The sequence below is a fragment of the Mesonia sp. HuA40 genome (assembly GCF_008017835.1).
Taxonomy (GTDB): Bacteria; Bacteroidota; Bacteroidia; order Flavobacteriales; family Flavobacteriaceae; genus Mesonia.
In genome coordinates this window covers 33,477-53,054 of record NZ_VRLT01000021.1, presented here as the reverse complement: position 1 = coordinate 53,054, position 19,578 = coordinate 33,477, and the positions used below count along the sequence as shown (strand labels likewise).

The 19,578-nt window shown below is 35.2% G+C and carries 22 protein-coding genes; 8 read left to right on the top strand and 14 right to left on the bottom strand.

The window, feature by feature from the left end:
- Positions 1 to 111: 111 nt before the first annotated feature.
- Positions 112 to 1,749, top strand: a complete 1,638-nt coding sequence (locus FT993_RS02265) for a M1 family metallopeptidase (protein ID WP_147860919.1) — start codon at positions 112 to 114, stop codon at positions 1,747 to 1,749.
- 15 nt (positions 1,750 to 1,764) lie between these two features.
- Here FT993_RS02265 and FT993_RS02260 read toward each other — a convergent pair whose 3' ends face one another.
- The 6 genes from FT993_RS02260 to holA all read right to left on the bottom strand — a co-directional run bounded on the left by FT993_RS02260 (position 1,765) and on the right by holA (position 7,517).
- A complete protein-coding gene (locus FT993_RS02260) occupies positions 1,765 to 2,922 on the bottom strand; it encodes an AMP-binding protein (protein WP_255504404.1) in 1,158 nt (385 codons plus the stop codon).
- On the bottom strand, positions 2,850 to 3,788 hold the full coding sequence (locus tag FT993_RS02255) for a CPBP family intramembrane glutamic endopeptidase (RefSeq protein WP_147860918.1): 939 nt from the start codon (positions 3,786 to 3,788) through the stop codon (positions 2,850 to 2,852). The genes FT993_RS02260 and FT993_RS02255 overlap by 73 nt, the downstream gene beginning before the upstream one ends.
- A 5-nt stretch (positions 3,789 to 3,793) precedes the next feature.
- Complete coding sequence (locus FT993_RS02250; RefSeq protein WP_147860917.1) at positions 3,794 to 4,834, bottom strand: o-succinylbenzoate synthase; 1,041 nt, start codon at positions 4,832 to 4,834, stop codon at positions 3,794 to 3,796.
- 11 nt (positions 4,835 to 4,845) lie between these two features.
- Positions 4,846 to 5,526 (bottom strand): metal-dependent hydrolase, encoded by a 681-nt coding sequence (locus FT993_RS02245; RefSeq protein WP_147860916.1) that lies wholly within the window; start codon positions 5,524 to 5,526, stop codon positions 4,846 to 4,848.
- A gap of 87 nt (positions 5,527 to 5,613) precedes the next feature.
- Entirely contained in the window at positions 5,614 to 6,510 is an 897-nt protein-coding gene (gene menA, locus FT993_RS02240) for a 1,4-dihydroxy-2-naphthoate octaprenyltransferase (RefSeq protein ID WP_147860915.1), read from the bottom strand.
- Positions 6,510 to 7,517, bottom strand: a complete 1,008-nt coding sequence (gene holA, locus FT993_RS02235) for a DNA polymerase III subunit delta (protein WP_147860914.1) — start codon at positions 7,515 to 7,517, stop codon at positions 6,510 to 6,512. The genes menA and holA overlap by 1 nt, the downstream gene beginning before the upstream one ends.
- 91 nt (positions 7,518 to 7,608) lie before the next feature.
- Between holA and FT993_RS02230 the strand changes: the two genes are divergently transcribed.
- From FT993_RS02230 to FT993_RS02220, 3 genes are all read left to right on the top strand, one after another.
- On the top strand, positions 7,609 to 8,049 hold the full coding sequence (locus FT993_RS02230; RefSeq protein WP_147860913.1) for a type I restriction enzyme HsdR N-terminal domain-containing protein: 441 nt from the start codon (positions 7,609 to 7,611) through the stop codon (positions 8,047 to 8,049).
- A gap of 8 nt (positions 8,050 to 8,057) precedes the next feature.
- Positions 8,058 to 9,056 carry a glycosyltransferase family 2 protein gene (locus FT993_RS02225; RefSeq protein WP_147860912.1) on the top strand — a complete coding sequence of 333 codons (999 nt, stop codon included), beginning with the start codon at positions 8,058 to 8,060 and terminating at the stop codon, positions 9,054 to 9,056.
- A gap of 87 nt (positions 9,057 to 9,143) precedes the next feature.
- Positions 9,144 to 9,989, top strand: coding sequence for an OmpA family protein (locus tag FT993_RS02220; protein ID WP_147860911.1), 846 nt, complete (start codon positions 9,144 to 9,146; stop codon positions 9,987 to 9,989).
- A 101-nt stretch (positions 9,990 to 10,090) separates the two neighbouring features.
- On the opposite strand, the gene FT993_RS02215 is transcribed toward FT993_RS02220, so the two are convergent.
- From FT993_RS02215 to trxA, 4 genes are all read right to left on the bottom strand, one after another.
- On the bottom strand, positions 10,091 to 10,897 hold the full coding sequence (locus FT993_RS02215) for a TIGR00266 family protein (RefSeq protein ID WP_147860910.1): 807 nt from the start codon (positions 10,895 to 10,897) through the stop codon (positions 10,091 to 10,093).
- A gap of 222 nt (positions 10,898 to 11,119) precedes the next feature.
- Positions 11,120 to 11,818 carry a purine-nucleoside phosphorylase gene (gene deoD, locus FT993_RS02210; protein WP_147860909.1) on the bottom strand — a complete coding sequence of 233 codons (699 nt, stop codon included), beginning with the start codon at positions 11,816 to 11,818 and terminating at the stop codon, positions 11,120 to 11,122.
- A gap of 3 nt (positions 11,819 to 11,821) precedes the next feature.
- The gene (gene deoC / locus FT993_RS02205; protein ID WP_370450880.1) at positions 11,822 to 12,460 is read right to left on the bottom strand and encodes a deoxyribose-phosphate aldolase; all 639 of its coding nucleotides are present in this window, start codon (positions 12,458 to 12,460) and stop codon (positions 11,822 to 11,824) included.
- A 2-nt stretch (positions 12,461 to 12,462) separates the two neighbouring features.
- Positions 12,463 to 12,762 (bottom strand): thioredoxin, encoded by a 300-nt coding sequence (gene trxA / locus FT993_RS02200; RefSeq protein ID WP_147860907.1) that lies wholly within the window; start codon positions 12,760 to 12,762, stop codon positions 12,463 to 12,465.
- A 96-nt stretch (positions 12,763 to 12,858) separates the two neighbouring features.
- On the opposite strand from trxA, the gene FT993_RS02195 reads away from it, so the two are divergent.
- From FT993_RS02195 to hemN, 4 genes are all read left to right on the top strand, one after another.
- Complete coding sequence (locus tag FT993_RS02195; protein ID WP_147860906.1) at positions 12,859 to 14,097, top strand: PAS domain-containing sensor histidine kinase; 1,239 nt, start codon at positions 12,859 to 12,861, stop codon at positions 14,095 to 14,097.
- A complete protein-coding gene (locus FT993_RS02190) occupies positions 14,094 to 15,137 on the top strand; it encodes a response regulator (RefSeq protein ID WP_147860905.1) in 1,044 nt (347 codons plus the stop codon). Before FT993_RS02195 ends, FT993_RS02190 begins: the two co-directional genes overlap by 4 nt.
- Positions 15,138 to 15,207: 70 nt before the next feature.
- Positions 15,208 to 16,035: a universal stress protein gene (locus tag FT993_RS02185; RefSeq protein WP_147860904.1), complete on the top strand. Its 828-nt coding sequence runs from the start codon at positions 15,208 to 15,210 to the stop codon at positions 16,033 to 16,035.
- Between the two features lie 2 nt (positions 16,036 to 16,037).
- Positions 16,038 to 17,405 carry an oxygen-independent coproporphyrinogen III oxidase gene (gene hemN / locus FT993_RS02180; protein ID WP_147860903.1) on the top strand — a complete coding sequence of 456 codons (1,368 nt, stop codon included), beginning with the start codon at positions 16,038 to 16,040 and terminating at the stop codon, positions 17,403 to 17,405.
- 88 nt (positions 17,406 to 17,493) lie between these two features.
- Here hemN and FT993_RS02175 read toward each other — a convergent pair whose 3' ends face one another.
- The 4 genes from FT993_RS02175 to FT993_RS02160 are packed head-to-tail and all read right to left on the bottom strand — an operon-like array spanning position 17,494 to position 19,533.
- Positions 17,494 to 18,051 (bottom strand): DUF4252 domain-containing protein, encoded by a 558-nt coding sequence (locus tag FT993_RS02175; RefSeq protein WP_147860902.1) that lies wholly within the window; start codon positions 18,049 to 18,051, stop codon positions 17,494 to 17,496.
- A gap of 1 nt (position 18,052) precedes the next feature.
- On the bottom strand, positions 18,053 to 18,577 hold the full coding sequence (locus tag FT993_RS02170; RefSeq protein WP_147860901.1) for a DUF4252 domain-containing protein: 525 nt from the start codon (positions 18,575 to 18,577) through the stop codon (positions 18,053 to 18,055).
- A 7-nt stretch (positions 18,578 to 18,584) separates the two neighbouring features.
- Complete coding sequence (locus tag FT993_RS02165) at positions 18,585 to 19,034, bottom strand: hypothetical protein (RefSeq protein ID WP_147860900.1); 450 nt, start codon at positions 19,032 to 19,034, stop codon at positions 18,585 to 18,587.
- The gene (locus tag FT993_RS02160) at positions 19,018 to 19,533 is read right to left on the bottom strand and encodes an RNA polymerase sigma factor (RefSeq protein WP_147860899.1); all 516 of its coding nucleotides are present in this window, start codon (positions 19,531 to 19,533) and stop codon (positions 19,018 to 19,020) included. The genes FT993_RS02165 and FT993_RS02160 overlap by 17 nt, the downstream gene beginning before the upstream one ends.
- Positions 19,534 to 19,578 lie beyond the last annotated feature (45 nt).

Here is a 19,578-nt window from a genome sequence, read left to right as displayed (position 1 = left end):
ATCAACTTATAATTCACCGGAATGCAAATCGATAGGGTTATTTGCATTCCGGTTATTTTTTTAAAAAAGTTGTATCTTCCCTATAGTTAATTTAGTAAATAGTCATCTTAAATGCGTTTGTTTTCAATTCTTTGTTTTATTCTACTCGGCTTCTCGATGCAAGCACAATTACTCGATTCTAAACCATCAAACTTTACTCGTGCCGACAGCTTACGCGGAAGTTTACGCCCGGAAAGATCTCATTTTGATGTGCTAAAGTACAATCTAGACATCAGCTTAGACATTAAAAATAAAAGCATTCGAGGGTTTAATGAAATTACAGCAAAAGTACTTTATGAGCAACGCTTTATGCAGCTTGATTTATTTAAGAATATGCAAATAGATTCGGTAATTTATCAAGGGAGAACTCTAGCTTATGAGCGTGAAGGAAATGCTTTTTTCATCGATTTTGAAAAAAAATTACCAGCGAAAAAGCAAATCGTTTTTAGCGTATATTATAGCGGTAAACCTAAGGTAGCGGTTAATGCTCCTTGGGATGGTGGATTTATTTTTTCAAAAGACAAAAATGGTAATCCTTGGGTAAGTGTGGCCGTACAAGGCACAGGAGCCAGTTTATGGTATCCCAACAAAGATCATTTAAGCGATGAACCCGAAAGTGCCCGCATCCACGTAAGTGTACCTAATGGATTAATGAATGTCTCAAACGGTCGGCTGTTGGGTAAAAAAGCAATTTCACCCGATCTCACACGTTGGAGCTGGGAGGTTAAAAACCCTATTAACAATTACAATATTATTTTAAATGTAGGAGATTATACATTGATAAAAGACGAGCATAAGGGGTTAGATTTACATTATTATGTGCTTTCTTATAACGAAGATAAAGCCAGGCAACATTTTAAGGAAGTTAAACCAATGATGGATTGTTTTTATGAGAAATTTGGCGCCTATCCATTTATTGAAGACAGTTACAAATTGGTAGAAACGCCCTATTTGGGTATGGAACACCAAAGCGCTGTAGCCTATGGCAATCAATTTAACAATGGTTACTTGGGTAGAGATTTATCGGGAACTGGTGTAGGTTTAAAATGGGATTTTATCACCATTCACGAAAGCGCGCATGAGTGGTTTGGCAACTCTATAAGCGCCAGCGATATAGCCGATTTATGGATTCACGAAGCTTTTACAACCTATGCAGAATCAATTTATGTGGAGTGCCGTTGGGGTAAAGAAGATGCGCTAAAATACCTTTACGGAATTAGGGCAAATATTAAAAACCAGTCTCCTATTATTGGCACCTACGGAGTAAATCATGAAGGATCTGCAGATATGTACTATAAAGGAGCTAATATGCTAAATACGCTACGTAGTATAATTGGTGATGACAAAGAATGGTGGACTTTGTTGAAAGCCTTTAGTCTCAACTTTAAGCATCAAGTAACCAACACCCAAGAGGTAGTGGACTTTTTTGAGGTGCATACGTCTGTAGAGGTTAGTCCTATTTTTCTTCAATACCTCAATTATCCCGACTTACCTGAATTGCAAATTAAAGAAAAGCAAGGTAAATTATTCGGTCGTTGGGTAGCCGATGTTCCTAATTTTTCTATGCCCATTCGGCTAGGTAACCAACAGAAAAATAAAGTTTTTGATTTAAACACCCAATGGCAAACTATTGATTTTGATTTAAGCCTTGATGAAATTGGCTATCCCCGTGCGGAGTACTACATCCGCTTTAAGCGAATAAAAAAATAAAAGTTTCTTTAAGTATTATGCGTTTTTATTTAGATAGCTGGCTAAGGTTTGTTGTCTTTGCACTTTTCCTGTGTGGGTTTCGGTAAATTTTGCAACGCATAAAATTTTCTTGGGTAGTTCATATTTTTCCAAGTTCTTCATATTATTCAACCTATTATAAAGATCTTGTTCGGTTACTGCTGAGGGAGCGGTTTCAACTACCAAAACTACTTGTTCGCCCAAATCCTTATGCGGTAAACCAGCAACAAAGAATCGTTCTGGAAGCAAATTACTCAACTTACGCTCAATAACTTCGGGAAAAACCTTAACACCTCCGGTATTAATCACTCGATCATACCTACCCTTCCAATAAAAACTATGCGCATCGAGCAGCTGAACAACATCATTTGTTTGTATTTTAGTTGGTGAAATTCGCGGCGCATCAATTTGCAAACAATTGCGTTGATCTACGCTTAAACTAACTTGAGGCAGTGCCGTAAAAGCCACGTTTTTTTGCGGGGCTTGATTCACTGGTCGGGCTGCAATATGGGTAATGGTTTCGGTCATTCCATAAGTTTCAAAAACTTGGGTTTTTAAAGCTTGAACAGCCTGTACTTGTAAGTTAGACAAAGCGCCACCGCCAACAATCAATTTATTTATGTGATGCAAATCATCAAGGCTATGACTCACTTGAAAAGGGGTCATAGCAGAAAAATCATATTGTTTGGTGTTAGCGTCAAGCGGATTTGATTTTGGTAAGCCCAAATCTAGATGCCAGCCCAGATGCATGGCCCTTACCAACATCATTTTACCAGCTATATAACTCACTGGTAAGCACAGAAAAGCCGAAGTTTGCGCAGGAAGATTAAAATACTCTCCTGTTGCCTCTGCCGAAGCCCGCATAGCGGTCTTACTTAATTTAATACGCTTTGGTTTTCCTGTAGAGCCAGAGGTTTGCACTTCGACCTCAGCACGGCCCGACAGCCAATCGGTGATAAAATCATTTACTGCTGAATAAAAAGCTTGTTCTTCTTCAGTTAGTTCATTTAAAATTTGGGTTTTAAAAGCAGTATAATTTAATCCGTTAAGTTTAAAATCGGGGTGCATATTGCTAATTCTAATTAAATTGATGGATTTTGTTCGGGTACAGGTACTTGAATTTTTCCGGTTAGCTTTTCTTTCCAGTTTTTCCATTTATAGACTTTTGCCATAATTATAAAATAAATAGGATATAAAATAATCAAGGGTAAAAAGGTATCCCAAGTAACGGTGGGATCTGCAATATCTATAAGCACCGACTCACTTTGAAAGGCTGTCCAGTCTGCAGTAACCAACAAGATGGCAATTAAATTATTAGCTGCATGAAAGCCTAAAGCAAGCTCTGTACCTTCATCCATAAGGGTTATTATTCCTAGAAATAATCCCGTGCCGATATAAAAAATCAAAATACTATACCCCATTTTACCAACTTCTGGGTTGGCAATGTGTAGTAAACCAAAAATTAGGCTGGTCATTATTAAAGGAAACCACCTGTTTTTAGCTAGTACTCCAAAGCCTTGCATAAGATATCCACGAAAGATAAATTCTTCTAGACTGGTTTGAATAGGCACTAACACAATAGCCATCACAAACAGTATTAAGAACTTATCGGGTTTAAAATTCCATATATAATTTTCGGGTGTCATTTGGTAACTCACCAAAACACTTACCGATGTAAATATTCCTACCAATGAAAAACCTAGCAGAACGCGTTTCCAGTCCACTTTTTTTCGGGTGGTCGTGATGGTTTTTAGATTAATTTCATGCAGAAATTTAAGTGCTAGCCATAAACCAATAAAACCAATAGCAAAAGAGATTAAAATAAAAAAAGTGGTCGAGTTTTTATCTAAGGTTTGCATTAAGCGATCGGCTTGCAAAGCCATAGGATCAAAACCACTTTTTAGCAGCACGGCGAAAAGTAAGGGCAATTGCCCAATTGAAGCCACAATTGCAATAATTAAAGACCCGATGAGGTACCGCCAAAAATCGGTTTTACCGCGAAAAGCTTGCTCTATAAACATATAATTTAAGATAAAAGGGTTAAATCCCAATCTTGGTTAGGATTATAAAATAATTGATCTTTTTTAACGTATAACGGACTAGCAATATTATTGGTAAACAAGCTACCTGTGCCCAAGCCTTGCGGCATTTTATTGTTTAATTGATAGGTAAATTGTGCAATAGCATTTAGTCCTACATTGCTTTCTAAAGCACTGGTGATCCACCATTTAATATTTTGCTGCTCAGCGATTTCAATCCATTCACTTGAACCAGCAAAGCCTCCTACCAAGGTAGGTTTTAGAATGATGTACTGGGGTTGAATGGTTTTTAGCAACTCTTCTTTTGCAGGCCTTTGGGTTACTCCAATAAGCTCTTCATCTAATGCAATGGGTAAAGGAGTGGCAGCACATAGCGAAGCCATATCTTCTATTTGTTTCGCTTTTATGGGCTGCTCAATACTGTGCAGTTCATAGTCGCTCAATCTTTTTAGTTTTTCTAGCGCCTCTGTTGGTGAAAACGCCCCATTAGCGTCTACCCGAAGCTCTACATCGCTGGCTGTAAATTCTGATCGAATGTACTTAAGAAGTCGCAATTCTTCTTGAAAGTCTATTGCTCCTATTTTTAATTTTATACAGTGAAAACCTTGGTTTAATTTATCGGTGATTTGCTTTCTCATGAAGTTTTTATCACCCATCCAGATTAAACCATTTATGGTTATTCCTTGCTCTTTTTGCGTAAAGGCCGAAGGGAACAATTCAAACCCCGTCTTTGATCGCAGCGAGGCAAATGCCATTTCTACACCAAAAAACAGTGCGGGGAATTCGCTGAGTTGTGCTAAAAGTTGCTTTTCACCTAGATGAATATGCTCACAAATCCACTGTAATTTTTCTTCAAATTGCGGAACATCATCATAGCTTAACCCTTCAAACATTCCGCATTCTCCATAACCTCTTTTACCCTGATGTTCAAGTATCAAAAACCAAGTATTTTTGATTTTTAAAACCCCACGAGAAGTGCCTCCTGGGGTTTTAAATTGTAATGAATGTTTTATAAATCTTGCTTTCAATGAGATTACTTTTAAATGCTTACACTTTCACCAATGGGCAACAAAATCAATTCTTTTTTCTTCATTTTAAATTTTTCAAGCGCTAAGTCATGGTCAATTTTAATCGCATCAAAAGTATCATAATGACAACCTAGAACTCTGTTGCATTCAATAAAATCGCTTGCTAAAATAGCGTCATCTACGCCCATTGTAAAATTATCACCAATAGGTAAAACAGCTAAATCTACTTGATGCCTCAATGGGATTAATTTCATATCGGCATGCAATGCAGTATCTCCCGCAATGTAAAGACATTTTTCATTGGCTTCAATGATAAATCCTCCGGGTTGCCCTCCATAACTACCATCTGGAAAAGAACTGGTGTGTATGGCATTTACATATTTTACAGTTCCAAAATCAAATTCCCAGCTACCACCGTGATTCATAGGGTGCACGTTAATGCCTTTTGCTTGGTAATGATTGGCAATCTCAAAGTTACTCACCAAGGTGGCTTCATTTTGCTTAGCTATTGCCTCTGCATCTAAGGTATGATCTTGATGCGCGTGGGTTAGCAACACATAGTCGGCTTTTAAATCTTGTATATCTACTTTCTCATTTGCCAAAGGATTACCTGTAATAAAAGGATCTACAATGATATGTTTACTATTGATCTCTAACGCTAGGGTATTTTGCCCGTAAAATGTAATTTTCATATTTTTTTGTTTTTTATTGTCTTAGTTGATGGCTAAAAATAAGCAATAGCACTTAAAATTTATATGAATTAAAAAATTTATAACAAATTAAATCCACGCCAGTAACAAATATATTAAGGCAATTATAAAGGTGCTTAAAGCAACTTTCTTTAATTCTGGATCTAAAGTTTTTGGCTCTTCGTGTTGTATCACGGTATTTAAATGCTTAAATAGAAGTATAAATGGAATTAAAGCTAAATTATATTGAATAGGTAAATTGTAATTAAACAACAAAAGGCACAAAAAGGCTAACAAAATTAGACCAATATGATAGTTTGTTGCTTTATGGATGCCCCATTTAACCACCAAAGTGTTTTTCTTGGAATTGGCATCACTCAAACGATCTCGCATATTATTAAGGTTTAGTACAGCTACACTCATAGCTCCTACCGCAATGGCTGGTAAAAAATAAGTGAGTTTTATTTGATGCGTAAATAAAAAGGCACTACCTACCACGGCTACCAATCCAAAAAATAAGAATACAAAGACATCTCCTAAACCTCTATAACCGTATGCACTTTTACCAACGGTATATTTTATAGCAGCGGTTATAGCAGCTATTCCCAAAAGGAAAAAGAAAATGCTTAAGGCGAAATTTTCGCTTCCGAAAGCTGAGTAAATCAGTAAAACTGCAAAAGCTAAAGACAAAAGGCTACAAAAAATCATTCCTATCTTCATTTGCTTGTCGGTAATGATGCCACTTTGTAGGGCTCGCATTGGCCCTACCCGTTCTTCATTATCGGTGCCTTTAACACCATCACCATAATCGTTGGCGAAATTAGAAAGTATTTGTAAGCACAAGGTGGTACACAAAGCATAAATAAAAATAGAAAGTTGAAAATCTTGTTCAAGGTGAGCCAATACTGCTCCCAATAAAATTCCAGAAATGGATAAGGGCAAAGTACGCAAACGAGCGGCTTTTACCCAAGTGATAGCTTTTTGCATCAGGCTCTTAATTTAATTAGCAGTTCTTTATATAATTCGGCTGCCGGTAAATTTTGTGCTCCTACTCCCTTGGCCTTCAAGTCGAGTTCTCGCAAACTCGCCACAATAGCACTTACACTTTTCATAGAGTAAGCTTGAGCTCCCAAAGTAAAATCTTTGACAAAAAAGGGCGAAATTCCCAATGCACTAGCCACCTCATTGCGGTTACCTTTATTTTTTAGACCATGATATAGCAATAACTTTGAGAAGAAATTATATAAAACAGGAATGGTTTTTAATATGGGGTGCTCTTTACTATTTTGAGCATAATAATTTATAATTCTAAAAGCTTTTTTTTGGTCTCTACTAATCAGCGCTTTTTGAAGTTCAAAAGAATTAAAATCTTTACTTATCCCTATATTCTCTTCAATTACGGCAGGAGTAATTAAACTGCCTTCTGGCAAAATAAGGCAAAGTTTATCGAGTTCATTATTAATTTTACCCAAGCTAGTTCCTAAAAACTCAGCTAGAAGCATTGCCGATTTGGGTTCTATGCGGTAGCCTCTTCTCGCTACTTCCTCAATTATCCAGCCCGGCACCTTATCTTCATACAAGGGTTTACTTTCAATTACAACTCCTTCTTTTTTAATGTTTTTATATAACGCCTTGCGCTTATCGATGCTTTTGTATTTATAGCATAGTACCAATATGGTGCTTTCTTGCAATTGCGGTATAAAACTATCCAGGTTATATATGCTCTTATTTAACTCTTGTGCCTCCTTAATTATAACCACCTGATGTTCTGCCATCATTGGGAAGCGCTTCGATTCACTAATAATTTGATCTACCTCAATATCTCTTCCGTATAAAACCACTTGATTAAATGCGCGTTCTTCTTCGGTAAGGGCATGTCGAGCTATATATTCGCTTATTTTATCAATATAATACGTCTCTTCACCCATAAGCAAATAAACCTTTTTGAACTTTCTTTGCTTTAAATCGCGAAGTACCGCGTTTATTTCTTTCATTCTCTATAAATTAAAATTTGTTGCTGGCTTTTGCCGGATTTATTAAGCGATTAATAAGCAATGCACAGGCAAATTATATATTTTTGCTGCTATGACAGCCTTAAATTTTCCTGCCTATTCATTTAGGTTCAAAAATAAACAAAATAAAACAGCTATTTTTGATAGCATTCGTAAAAAGTTTATAATACTTACACCCGAAGAGTGGGTTCGGCAACATGTGGTTCATTACCTTCACTATGAAAAAAATTACCCCTGGTCAATGATCAATGTAGAAAAGCAAGTATTAGTAAACCAGTTGCCAAAACGCTATGATGTAGTAGGTTTTAAAACCACAGGAGACTTACAATTAATTGTAGAGTGCAAAGCACCTAAGGTAAAAATCACCCAAGAAACTTTTGATCAAATTGCTCGCTATAACTTGAGTCTAAAAGCAGACTTTTTGATGGTAACTAACGGGTTGTCGCACTATTTTTGTAAGATGGACTACAACAAACAGCAATATAATTTTTTACCCGAACTTCCTCTCTATTAATAAAAATAATGAAAAAAGTAGCTGTAGCTGTGCTAAACTGGAATGGTCGTGATTTATTAAAGCGGTTTATACCCAATTTAATAAAGCACTCACCCGAAGCCACTATTTATGTTATTGACAATGCGTCTACAGATGATTCTGTTACCTTATTAAAAACCGATTTCCCGAGTGTAAAATGCATTCAACTCAGCTCAAATTTAGGATATGCAGGTGGTTATAATTTAGGTTTAAAACAAATTAATGAAGAAATCTTGGTTTTACTCAATAGTGATGTTGCGGTTACTCCTAATTGGTTACAAGCCTTTTTAAGTAGGTTTGATGAGGATGAACGCGTTGGTATTCTACAACCTAAAATTAAAGATTTAAAAAATCCTACATATTTTGAGTATGCCGGAGCAGCAGGAGGTTATATAGACCAATTGGGCTATCCTTTTTGTAAAGGAAGAATTTTTAACACTTTAGAAAAAGACCAAGGTCAATACAATTCAAATTATCCAATTTTTTGGGCAAGTGGTGCGTGTTTGGTAGTACGCAACAATCTTTTTAAACGCCTTGGTGGTTTTGATGAAGATTATTTTGCCCATCAAGAAGAGATAGATTTTTGTTGGCGTGCACAATTGCAAGGATTTTTAGTGGAGTACTGCTACCAAAGCGAAGTATACCATTTAGGCGGAGCCACCTTAGCAAGTGCAAATCCTAAAAAAACATTTTTAAACTTCAGAAATTCTTTATACAATTTACTAAAAAATCAATCCTTACCACAAGCCTTAATCACCATTTTTATTCGAATGATACTAGACGGATTGGCAGGAATTCAATTTTTAATGCAAGGTAAAATTCATCATTTCAAAGCTATATTACAGGCACATTTTAGTTTTTATAAAAATTTTAATCACATCAACAAAAAACGTAAAAACATTCGGCACACCCACCAGGTTAAACCTAGTAATTTCTCTATAGTCTTCAAGTACTTTATACAAAAAAAGAATAAGTTTAACCAGTTGTAAGTTGCCATTAAAAATTTGTTAATCCGCTTAAAAGACTCGGTAAAATAATTAACTTTGGCTTTTAAATTATACACAAACAAACATACTATGAAACGTATTTTTTTAGCTACAGCAGCCATTACATTATTGTTTTCTTCTTGTGTTTCTAAAAAGAAATATGCAGAATTAGAAGCCAAGCAAAAAGAAACTAAAGATTTATTAAACACAGCAACTGTTAAACTTAATTCTTGCCTTGAAGATAAAGAGTCTCGAATTAGTTCTTTAAATGAGCAAATTAGCATTCTGAAAAATACTAACTCTGCATTATTAAATAATCAAGGCGATCTCGCCACGCTGTCTAAAAAAGGAGCAGAAAATTTAGAGCGGTCATTAGAAAGCATTAGAGAAAAAGATTTGCAAATCAAGACGATGCGTGATGCAATCAACAAAAAAGATTCTGTTACCTTAGCTTTAGTTACCAGCCTAAAGGGAGCATTGGGCGACTTGAACGATGAGGATATCCAAATAAACGTAGAAAAAGGAGTAGTATTTGTTTCTATATCTGACAAACTTTTATTTAGAAGCGGGAGTTACCAAGTTTCTAATCGTGCAAAAGAAGTGCTAGGAAAAGTTGCTAAAGTGGTTAAAAACAAACCAGATTTTGAATTTATGGTTGAAGGTCATACCGATACCGACCCTATTAGTAATTCTTGTATAAAAGACAATTGGGATTTGAGTACAAAGCGTGCTACTTCTATTGTTAGAATTTTACAGAATGAATTTGGTGTAGATCCGGCTAGAATGACAGCCGCTGGTCGTGGAGAATACGTGCCTGTTGCAGGAAATGATACAGCAAGCGGTAAAGCTGCTAACCGTAGAACCCGAATTGTAGTACTTCCTAAGTTAGATCAATTCTATAGTATGATTGAAGAAGGAATGAAAAAAGCAAAATAAGCTAGAATAGCTGAAAACGTAAAAATCCTGAGTCAAAAAACTCAGGATTTTTTTTTGTTTTTTTACATTATTCCAGTCAAGAATAAACACTGCTGTGGTTTTTAAAATCTGTTATCACCGTCAAGCAGATTTCCTAAACCACCTAAAATACTTCCTTCTCCTTTATCTTTTCCTCCTCCTTGTGGCGCTGCAGCAAACACACGACTGGCTAATCTGCTAAAAGGTAAAGACTGGATGTAAACTGTTCCTGGTCCTGTGAGTGTAGCGAAAACCATTCCCTCTCCTCCAAATAAAGTATTGCGTATACCTCCAACAAATTGAATATCATAGTCTACACTAGCATCAAAGCCTATGATGCAACCAGTGTCTACTTTTAATTTTTCACCGGGAGCAAGTTCTTTAACTGCTGTAGTTCCCCCTGCGTGTACAAAGGCCATCCCATCACCCTCTAATTTTTGCATTATAAAACCTTCACCACCAAAAAAGCCTCTTCCTATTTTTTTCGAAAATTCAATTCCAACAGAAACACCCTTGGCCGCACATAAAAAAGCATCCTTTTGGCATATAAACTTATGATTAAAACGGTTAAGATCTATAGGTATAATTTTCCCTGGATACGGAGAAGCAAAACTCACCTTTTTCTTTCCGGTAACAACATTTTGAAAAGCGGTCATAAATAAGCTCTCCCCAGTCAAGAGTCTTTTACCGGCTCCTAGTACTTTACCAAAAAAACCATTGTTTTTATCAGAACCATCGCCAAAAATGGTATCCATCTGAATTCCCTCATCCATCATCATAAAAGAGCCAGCTTCGGCAACGACCGCTTCTTGCGGGTCTAGCTCTATTTCGACATATTGCATTTCTTCTCCAAAAATTTGAAAATCGATTTCATGCGCGTTTCTTATCATAATAGTTAATTTTTAAATATAGAATAGTATTAAATAAACTTGAGGCTTTTTCAGCATAAATCATAGCAACTTACCAACATCATTACAAACCTTAAATACCCATAAAAATACAAATAATTTAAAAGAAAATTAATCGTATTTGATATTTAGCCCTTAAAATTTAAGAGTTAAATAAAAAACCTGCCGATTGGCAGGTTTTTTTAATCATTGATTTTAAATAATCTATGCTAATTCTAATGCAATTTCTATCATTTGATTAAAACTACTGGCCCTATCTTCTTGAGAGGTTTCTGCTTTGGTAACCAAGGAGTCTGAAATGGTAAGAATAGCCAAGGCTTGAACATTAAATTTGGCTGCTATGGTATATAATCCGGCGGTTTCCATCTCTACACATAAAACTCCGTATTGCGCCCATTTTTTATAAAAGTTAGGGTCATCGTCATAAAAAACATCGCCAGATAAAACATTACCGGCTTTAAAAGCAATATTTTTTTGCTTAGCTACTTCAACCGCTTTCAGAAATAAATCGGCGTTTGCTGTAGGAGCAAAAGTAGCCTCACCAAAGTTACTTTTGTTCATTCCAGAAGTAGTAGAAGCCGCCATGGCTATTACAATATCACGCAAATCAATATTTTCTTGATAAGCTCCAGCCGAGCCTACCCGTATAAGTTTTTTAACCCCATAATCGCGAATCAACTCTGTACAATAAATCAAGGCCGAGGGTATACCCATACCTGTGCCTTGCACCGAAATTCTTTTTCCTTTAAAAGTTCCTGTAAAACCTAGCATTCCCCTAACCCGGTTATAACATACTACATCTTCTAAAAAGGTTTCGGCAATCCATTTTGCTCGTAAGGGGTCTCCTGGTAGGAGAACAGTTTCGGCAATATCCCCTTCTTTTGCCTCTAAGTGAATACTCATAATTTAAATATCGGTTACTATTTTAATCCCTGAAGAAGTGCCTATTCGTGTTGCTCCCGCTTCAATAAACTTTACGGCCGTGGCTCGATCTCTTATCCCTCCACTTGCTTTTACTTCAGCTTGTTTTCCTACACAAGATTTCATTAATTTTACGTGCTCTAAGGTAGCTCCCGCACTTCCAAAGCCCGTTGAGGTTTTCACAAAATCTGCTTTAGCAGCCACAGCTAACTCACAGGCTTTTACAATTTCTTCTTCTTCCAAGTAGCAAGTTTCTAAAATAACCTTTAACGTGCAATCACCTATAGCCTCTTTTACGGCGGCAATATCTTCTTCTACGGCATGATAATTTTCAGATTTAAAATTGCCCAAATTCAGCACCATATCAATTTCCTGTGCGCCATCTGCCACAGCCTGCTTGGCCTCAAAAACTTTGGCTTTGGTATGCATTGCCCCTAGCGGAAAGCCTACAACTGCTGCCACCTTAACATCTGAATCTTTTAAAAAACTTACGGCTTGTTTTACCCAACAACCGTTAACACAAACAGCAAAAAATTCATTTTCTTTGGCTTCTTGACACAGTTGTTCAATTTGCTGTAAGCTTGCCGTTGGTTTTAATAATGTATGATCTATAAATTGTTTCATGCTTATGAGTTAGATTGAATTAATTGTTTTAAATCGTTTGCAGGTACTACCCCAGATTGACGCCAAACAGGTTGAGCATTTTTAAAAAGAATTAAAATAGGTACTCCGCGCACTTGAAACTTTTGAGCAAGATTTTGATTCTTGTCTACATCTATTTTTATTATTTTAACCGCTTCACCAACCTCCTTTTTAACCTCTTGTAAAATGGAATTCAAGGCTTTACACGGCCCACACCATGTGGCATAAAAATCTACTAAAACAAGTTGTTTACCTTGTAGTAGCGAATTAAAATTAGTTTTCATAAATTTACGTGCTTATAGACAAAGTTACTTAAATTAGTAGGTTTCTCCAATGACAAATATCAACTAAGCTTTCTAATTTTTTTCTACAACTGTTTTATGGAAAAATTTGCATCACAAAACAAAGATATTTTCAAGTTGCTTTTTGAAACGGTTTCGGAAGGTATTGTAGTTGTTAATAAAAATCGAACCATCGTGGCTAGTAATACTTCTGCCAACGAATTATTTCAATACCAAGCTGGAGAACTTAAAGGTAAATTGTTAGAAATATTGATACCAGATCGTTATAAGCACGCCCATACCAAGTATGCTAGTAACTTCATGAAAAATCAAGAAAAGAGACGAATGGGCTTTGGTAGAGATCTTTATGGCAAAAAGAAAGACGGTAGCGAATTCCCTATTGAAATTGGCCTTAATCCCATTCAGTTAGATGGCGAAACCTACATTATGGCTATGATAATCGATATCAGTGTCCGTAAAAAAACGGAGTTAGAGATCAGGGAGTTAAATTCTCGTTTAGAGGATATGGTAGCCAAGCGGACTTTACAGCTACAGGAAACAGTAAACAATCTAAAATCTGAAATTACAAAAAGACTTGAGGCCGAAAATAGAATAAAAAATGCTCTGAACAAAGAGCGAGAATTAAACGATTTAAAAACCAAATTCTTATCTATGGTTTCGCACGAGTTTAAAACTCCATTAAGCGGTATTTTAACCTCGGCAACCTTAGCGGGAAAATACACTCAAGAAAATCAACAAGATAAAAGAGATAAACACCTAAAAACGATAAAATCAAAAGTAAAATACCTCAATGATATATTGACTGATTTTCTTTCTTTAGAAAAAATTGAATCTGGTAAGGTAAGTTACTCCTTTACTCAGTTTCCTTTAAGTAAAGTTATCAATGAGGTAATTTACGAATCAAACATGGTTCTCAAGAACGGTCAAAATATCATATATCCAGAAAACATCGATGGTATAGAAATCAATTTTGATGAAAAAATTCTAACCCTAGCTTTAACCAATTTGGTAAACAACGCTATAAAATATTCCGAAGAGAATTCTGAAATTAATATTCAATTGGGTCAAGATGAAACGGATTTCTATATAAATATTATTGACGAAGGTATCGGGATTCCAAAAGAGGAACAAAAGTTTATTTTTGACCGCTACTTTAGAGCAGAAAATGCTTTGATGGCAGAAGGAACAGGAATCGGATTAAATATTATTAAAAATCACTTGGAACATTTACAAGGTAAAATATCCTTTAAAAGTATTGAAAATAAAGGAAGTACATTTACCTTAAAAATACCTAAAAACCCACTAAAAGCCAGATGAAAAAAATTTTATTAATTGAAGATGATCAAGCTCTAAGAGAAAATACAGCAGAACTTCTAGAATTATCTGGGTTTGAAGTTATAACGGCTAAGAACGGTAAAATAGGCCTTGATTTGGCTCAAAAAAGTCTTCCTCAAATTATTGTTTGTGATATAATGATGCCAGAGCTTAATGGGTATGAAGTTTTAAAAGCCTTAGGAGAACAAGAAGAGACAAAATCAATTCCATTTATATTTTTATCTGCAAAGACAGACCATACCGAAGTGCGTACAGGCATGAATCTTGGAGCAGACGACTACCTTACCAAACCTTATGAAGAAGAAGATTTATTGGCAGCCATTAATAGTCGTATTGCTAAATCTAAATTATTAGAAAATAAAACTTCTATAGATTTACCCCAAAAAGCTCAAGATTTACGGAATTTAAATGAACTGAAAAATTACTTTTACGACTTTGGTGAAGAATTAGAGGTAAAGCGAGGTAAACCTATATATCAAGAAGGAGAACATGCCAATTTTGTTTTCCTTATTATTAAGGGTGTGGTAAAAACACAACGTATGGCGGTAAATGGGAAAGAGCTTATTACTGCTCTTTATCAAGCAGATGATTTCTTAGGTTTTTCTTCTTTTGATGAAACCACTGCCTATGAAGAATCGGCTACAGCTGTAGAAAACTGCCTACTTACCCGAATTCCCAAAACAAAACTTAAAGAAATATTGGTGGTAAATAAAGAGCTAGCTTTAGAATTGATGAATGTTATGAATGAAAATTTATCACATACGAAATTGCAACTTTTACAAATGGCTTATGGCTCTGTAAGAAAGAAAACAGCACAAACTATCTTACAGTTTTTAGAAGTTTTAAGTCCTAAACAAGGAGAGACTATAAAAATCTCACGGGGTGATCTAGCGAGTGTTGCTGGTATTGCCACTGAAAGTTTAATTAGAACTTTATCACAATTTAAAAAAGACGGATTGATAGATATTGATGGAAGAAATATTAAAATATTAGATAAAAAAGGGCTTTCTACTGTAGAATAATACAAAACTGATTTTTGTCATTCTTTAACTTGTCTCATCCTCATACTTTTGCTATCAAATAAATTGAGTGATGAACATTTTAATCCCAACAGATTTCTCTGAAAATTCCTGGAACGCTATACAGTATAGTTTAGCATTCTTTAAGGAGGTAAATGTTGTTTTTCACGTGGTTCACGTTGAATCTTCCACTCAAGAAGAGGAAAGCCTTGAGTTTTCAGGAAATATAGCTATTGATAAAAAAATATCTGTTGGCGAAGATAAATTAAAGCAGCTTAAAGAAAAGATTGCCAAAAATTTTCCGCTACAATCAGAACAAATAAATTTTCATATAGAAACTGGTTTTTTAATTGAAACACTACGACAAATCATAAATCAGTTGAAAATAACCTATATTGTAATGGGTACAAAAGGTGTTTCAAATAATGAAAAGTGTCTTATTGGCACCAACACGGCAGATGTAATTAAGCGTATACAATGCCCCATCTTGGTGGTACCAGAAAAAACTAAATATAAAAAACCCGAGCAAATAGTTTTTCCTACAGATTTTTCGAATTTTAGCAAAGAAAGAGTGTTTAGAAATCTAGCCGAAATTCTTCATTTAAATCATTCGACTTTAAGTGTACTATATGTAGCAAAAAATAACGACTCGCTTACACCTTTCCAAACCAGCAATAAGGCACGTTTGAAAGAATATATTAAATATTTACCCCATAGTTTTCAGTTTACAGTAAAAAACTCACTCTGTAAGGCTTTGCAAGAATTTATTACTTTGGAAGACATACAAATGATCGCGCTTCCTGCTAAAAATGTCTATCTTTTTCAAAACCTGCTTTTTCAACCTATAGAAAAAAACATCAGCTATCCTAGAGAAATACCATTTTTGGTTTTACACGAATAAAGATGGAAACACATAGCTTAATACAAAAGTACAATATCCCTGGCCCTAGATACACGAGTTATCCTACTGTACCTTACTGGGACGAGTCAAGTTTTACTGCTAAAGCCTGGGAAAGTACATTTATAAAATCTTTTAAAGAAAGTAACGTACAAGAAGGAATTAGTATTTATATACATTTACCCTTTTGTGAACAACTTTGCACTTTTTGTGGATGCCATAAAAGAATTACCAAAAGACACGAAGTAGAAACTCCATATTTACAAAGTGTTTTAAAAGAATGGCGTTTATACTGTAATTTACTTCCAGCCCGGCCAATTATTAAAGAATTGCATCTAGGTGGAGGAACTCCAACCTTTTTTTCGCCAGAGAACTTAAAGCAACTTATAGAAGGTATTTTTAAACTTGCTTCACGAGCTGAAACTTATGAATATAGTTTTGAGGGGCATCCTAACAACACAACCAAAGCACACTTACAAACCTTATATGATTTAGGTTTTAGACGTGTTAGCTATGGGGTACAAGATTATAATCTTACGGTACAAAAGGCCATTAATAGAATACAACCTTTTGAAAATGTAAAAAAAGTTACAGAATGGGCGCGCGAAATAGGCTATACTTCGGTAAGTCATGATATTATTTTTGGTCTTCCTTTTCAAAGTACAAATGCAGTTAAGGAAACTATATTGAAAACTAAAGAACTATTACCAGACCGTATCGCATTTTACAGCTATGCTCACGTACCTTGGATAAAAGGGAATGGACAGCGTGGTTTTAATGAAAACGATTTACCAAAACCAACTGTTAAGAGAGAGCAATATGAGTTAGGTAAGGCTTTGTTAGAAGAAATGGGATACATTGAAATTGGAATGGATCATTTTGCGCTTAAATCTGACTCTATGTATCAGGCAATGCAAAATCATAAATTGCACCGCAATTTCATGGGGTATACTGCTTCAAAAACACAATTAATGATTGGTTTAGGAACATCTTCTATAAGCGACAGTTGGTACGGATTTGCCCAAAACGAAAAACGCGTTGAAAAATACCAGGCTATGGTTGAAGAAGGAATATTACCCGTGGTAAAAGGACATATATTAAATCAAGAAGACTTGGTTATTCGCAAGCATATTTTAAACCTTATGTGTCAATTAAAAACCAATTGGCAACAGCAAAAGGATTATTTTGAAAAACTGCCTGAAAGCTTGCAGCTTCTAGATGAAATGATTAGTGATGGATTAATTTGTATTACTGGAAAAGAGTTGGAAATCACACCAGCTGGTCGCGCTTTTGTACGCAATGCTTGTATGGCTTTCGACTGGCGCTTACAACGTAACAAACCCGATACAAAATTGTTTTCTATGACAATATAGATTTTATATTTTTGAGTTAAGTTGAGTTTAATTAGTTTGAAAAAAAAGCCAGTTTTATGCAAAACGGGCTTTTTTATTTGGTATTAAATTAAGATTCAATTTCATCTAGGGATTCTAGTGTTTCTTCAAATTGTTTAAGATTTAATTTTATATCTCCATTTTCTAATTTCCCTACCAGCTTCATTAGCTCGCCAACATTCATCTTTTTACCCAAAACCCGAGCCACAATAAATCCTTTTTCGCCATCATTACCAAAAAAAACCACCTCATCAATAGCTTTTTCTTCTCCCAAATAAGCTATTCGCATACCTTTAGTAGTATTTCCAATTTTCATAAGTAATTTATATTTCTCTTGGGATAATATTTTGTTTAAAATAGCAACCTCAGTTTCATAATTAGCCGTATTAGTTCCGTTTAACGGATAGGCTAATACACTAACTTTTTTTACGCTCTCTATCGCTTCTTGATCTGCGCTGGCCAACTCATCGTTGAAACTCAAAAACATACTAGCTGGTAAATCTACCATTACATAGCCTTCATCATTTTGATGGTTTACAAAATACTTTTGCAAAGTAGGTTCTTGATTACAGCTACTAAGTTGTACGCCTAAAAACAAGAATAAGAATATTTGAAAAACTACTTTCATATTATTTAATATTTTTTAATTGCTTAGCCCCAGGAACCTTTAGATCATTGGCTAATTTTGAAACTTGTTTTAAATCTATGTCTCCTTGAATACTCATTACTACAGTAATAGGCTCTCCTTCTTCCTGCCCTGTCATAAGCATTAATAACTCACTTACAAAACCCTCTTGACTTCCTGGTTTAGAGTAAAACTTTACTTGCATACTCTTCTCTTTAAAGCGCATAAGTTCCTCTATCTGGCTGGATTCAACATAAGTATTGAAATCAGTATTCATTTCTGTACCAATTTCTACATTGTTAGTGGTTAACACTTTAATATCATTAAGGTTTTCAATTAAATCAATATAAGCTTGGGTTTCTTGATCTTGCGTATCTAAGTCTATTTCAGATAGCAGTTTAAACATATTCTGGGTAATCACCATAGCGCTTACCTCTTTCATCGATTCATACTTGGTAAAGTTGGCTTGTCCCCAATTTAAGATAGGGTAAAAACAAAAGGCCAATAGAAATACAGTTTTAGTTTTCATAGTTTCTTTAATCTTTAATTTTAATAATTTTTTCTGTGGTTGTTGGCAATACTTTAATATAATTCAATTTTGTTCGACTAGCTTTGAGCGCTTCAGGCAGCAAAGCCAATAAATCTTTTGAATTTTCGTAGGCCAATTTCTGATTAGCATAAGGCACTTTTTCTTTTTGGGGTTGTGGCCAGAAAAAAAAGCCTCCCAACGCCATAAAACCAATAATAAGCACCGCTGCAATCTGATGGTAATACCACTTTTTCTCTACCTTCAGTTGCGGTAATGGTTCTATATATTTCTCTTGCCTTGTCACCTCCTGCCAGCTAAAAATAGGCTTATATTCAACTAAGTGTGGCGCAACCGATTCTTCTTTAAAATATGCTCTTAAAACCGATTCTTCTTCAAGGCTTGTTTCGGCTTCTAGATATTTATCAATCAATTCTTCTATCCTATTTTCTGACTCCATATTCATGTTGCTTTAGCATTGCAGTTCTTATTTTTTTTCTAGCACGCGATAAACATACGCGCATAGCCGTAGGCTTTAAACCGGTTATTTTTTCCATTTCATCATAGCTATATTGTTCGACATCGCGCAATTGAATTAAAGTTTGCTCTTGTTCATTTAGATTACTAATAATTTTTTGAACCTGCCTGAGTTCATCTTTAGCCTCTATTTGGCACTGCAAAGAACTCTGTTGGTTGTTTTCATAATTGGTATGCACCAGGCGTACTTGATTATTGCGTTTAGCCTTTAATTGATCATAACTATAATTCTTGGTCATAGTCATTGCAAAAGCCTCAGGTGATTGATACTCTTTTAATTTAGTCTTGATTTTCCACAATTTCAAAATCACCTCTTGAGTAGCATCTTGAGCGGCATCTTTTGATATTAATAGGCGTAGCGATAGGCGGTACATTTTATCTTTAACGCTAGTAATAAATTCTAAAAATTCTCTTTCGCTCAAAATACTTTGCTTTGTATAGTTGTAACGATTCGCTATATTTTTTGT

What these genes read in the sequence shown, in the direction of transcription:
- holA (WP_147860914.1), bottom strand. Translation starts at nt 7,517, where the DNA reads ATGAAAGAAATAAACGCGGTACTTCGCGATTTAAAGCAAAGAAAGTTC.
- hemN (WP_147860903.1), top strand. Translation starts at nt 16,038, where the DNA reads ATGGAAACACATAGCTTAATACAAAAGTACAATATCCCTGGCCCTAGA.
- FT993_RS02195 (WP_147860906.1), top strand. Translation starts at nt 12,859, where the DNA reads ATGGAAAAATTTGCATCACAAAACAAAGATATTTTCAAGTTGCTTTTT.
- deoC (WP_370450880.1), bottom strand. Translation starts at nt 12,460, where the DNA reads ATGAAACAATTTATAGATCATACATTATTAAAACCAACGGCAAGCTTA.
- FT993_RS02215 (WP_147860910.1), bottom strand. Translation starts at nt 10,897, where the DNA reads ATGATAAGAAACGCGCATGAAATCGATTTTCAAATTTTTGGAGAAGAA.
- FT993_RS02170 (WP_147860901.1), bottom strand. Translation starts at nt 18,577, where the DNA reads ATGAAAACTAAAACTGTATTTCTATTGGCCTTTTGTTTTTACCCTATC.
- FT993_RS02175 (WP_147860902.1), bottom strand. Translation starts at nt 18,051, where the DNA reads ATGAAAGTAGTTTTTCAAATATTCTTATTCTTGTTTTTAGGCGTACAA.
- FT993_RS02230 (WP_147860913.1), top strand. Translation starts at nt 7,609, where the DNA reads ATGACAGCCTTAAATTTTCCTGCCTATTCATTTAGGTTCAAAAATAAA.
- FT993_RS02265 (WP_147860919.1), top strand. Translation starts at nt 112, where the DNA reads ATGCGTTTGTTTTCAATTCTTTGTTTTATTCTACTCGGCTTCTCGATG.
- menA (WP_147860915.1), bottom strand. Translation starts at nt 6,510, where the DNA reads ATGCAAAAAGCTATCACTTGGGTAAAAGCCGCTCGTTTGCGTACTTTG.
- FT993_RS02165 (WP_147860900.1), bottom strand. Translation starts at nt 19,034, where the DNA reads ATGGAGTCAGAAAATAGGATAGAAGAATTGATTGATAAATATCTAGAA.
- FT993_RS02185 (WP_147860904.1), top strand. Translation starts at nt 15,208, where the DNA reads ATGAACATTTTAATCCCAACAGATTTCTCTGAAAATTCCTGGAACGCT.
- FT993_RS02220 (WP_147860911.1), top strand. Translation starts at nt 9,144, where the DNA reads ATGAAACGTATTTTTTTAGCTACAGCAGCCATTACATTATTGTTTTCT.
- trxA (WP_147860907.1), bottom strand. Translation starts at nt 12,762, where the DNA reads ATGAAAACTAATTTTAATTCGCTACTACAAGGTAAACAACTTGTTTTA.
- FT993_RS02225 (WP_147860912.1), top strand. Translation starts at nt 8,058, where the DNA reads ATGAAAAAAGTAGCTGTAGCTGTGCTAAACTGGAATGGTCGTGATTTA.
- FT993_RS02260 (WP_255504404.1), bottom strand. Translation starts at nt 2,922, where the DNA reads ATGGAAAAACTGGAAAGAAAAGCTAACCGGAAAAATTCAAGTACCTGT.
- FT993_RS02190 (WP_147860905.1), top strand. Translation starts at nt 14,094, where the DNA reads ATGAAAAAAATTTTATTAATTGAAGATGATCAAGCTCTAAGAGAAAAT.
- FT993_RS02245 (WP_147860916.1), bottom strand. Translation starts at nt 5,526, where the DNA reads ATGAAAATTACATTTTACGGGCAAAATACCCTAGCGTTAGAGATCAAT.
- deoD (WP_147860909.1), bottom strand. Translation starts at nt 11,818, where the DNA reads ATGAGTATTCACTTAGAGGCAAAAGAAGGGGATATTGCCGAAACTGTT.
- FT993_RS02255 (WP_147860918.1), bottom strand. Translation starts at nt 3,788, where the DNA reads ATGTTTATAGAGCAAGCTTTTCGCGGTAAAACCGATTTTTGGCGGTAC.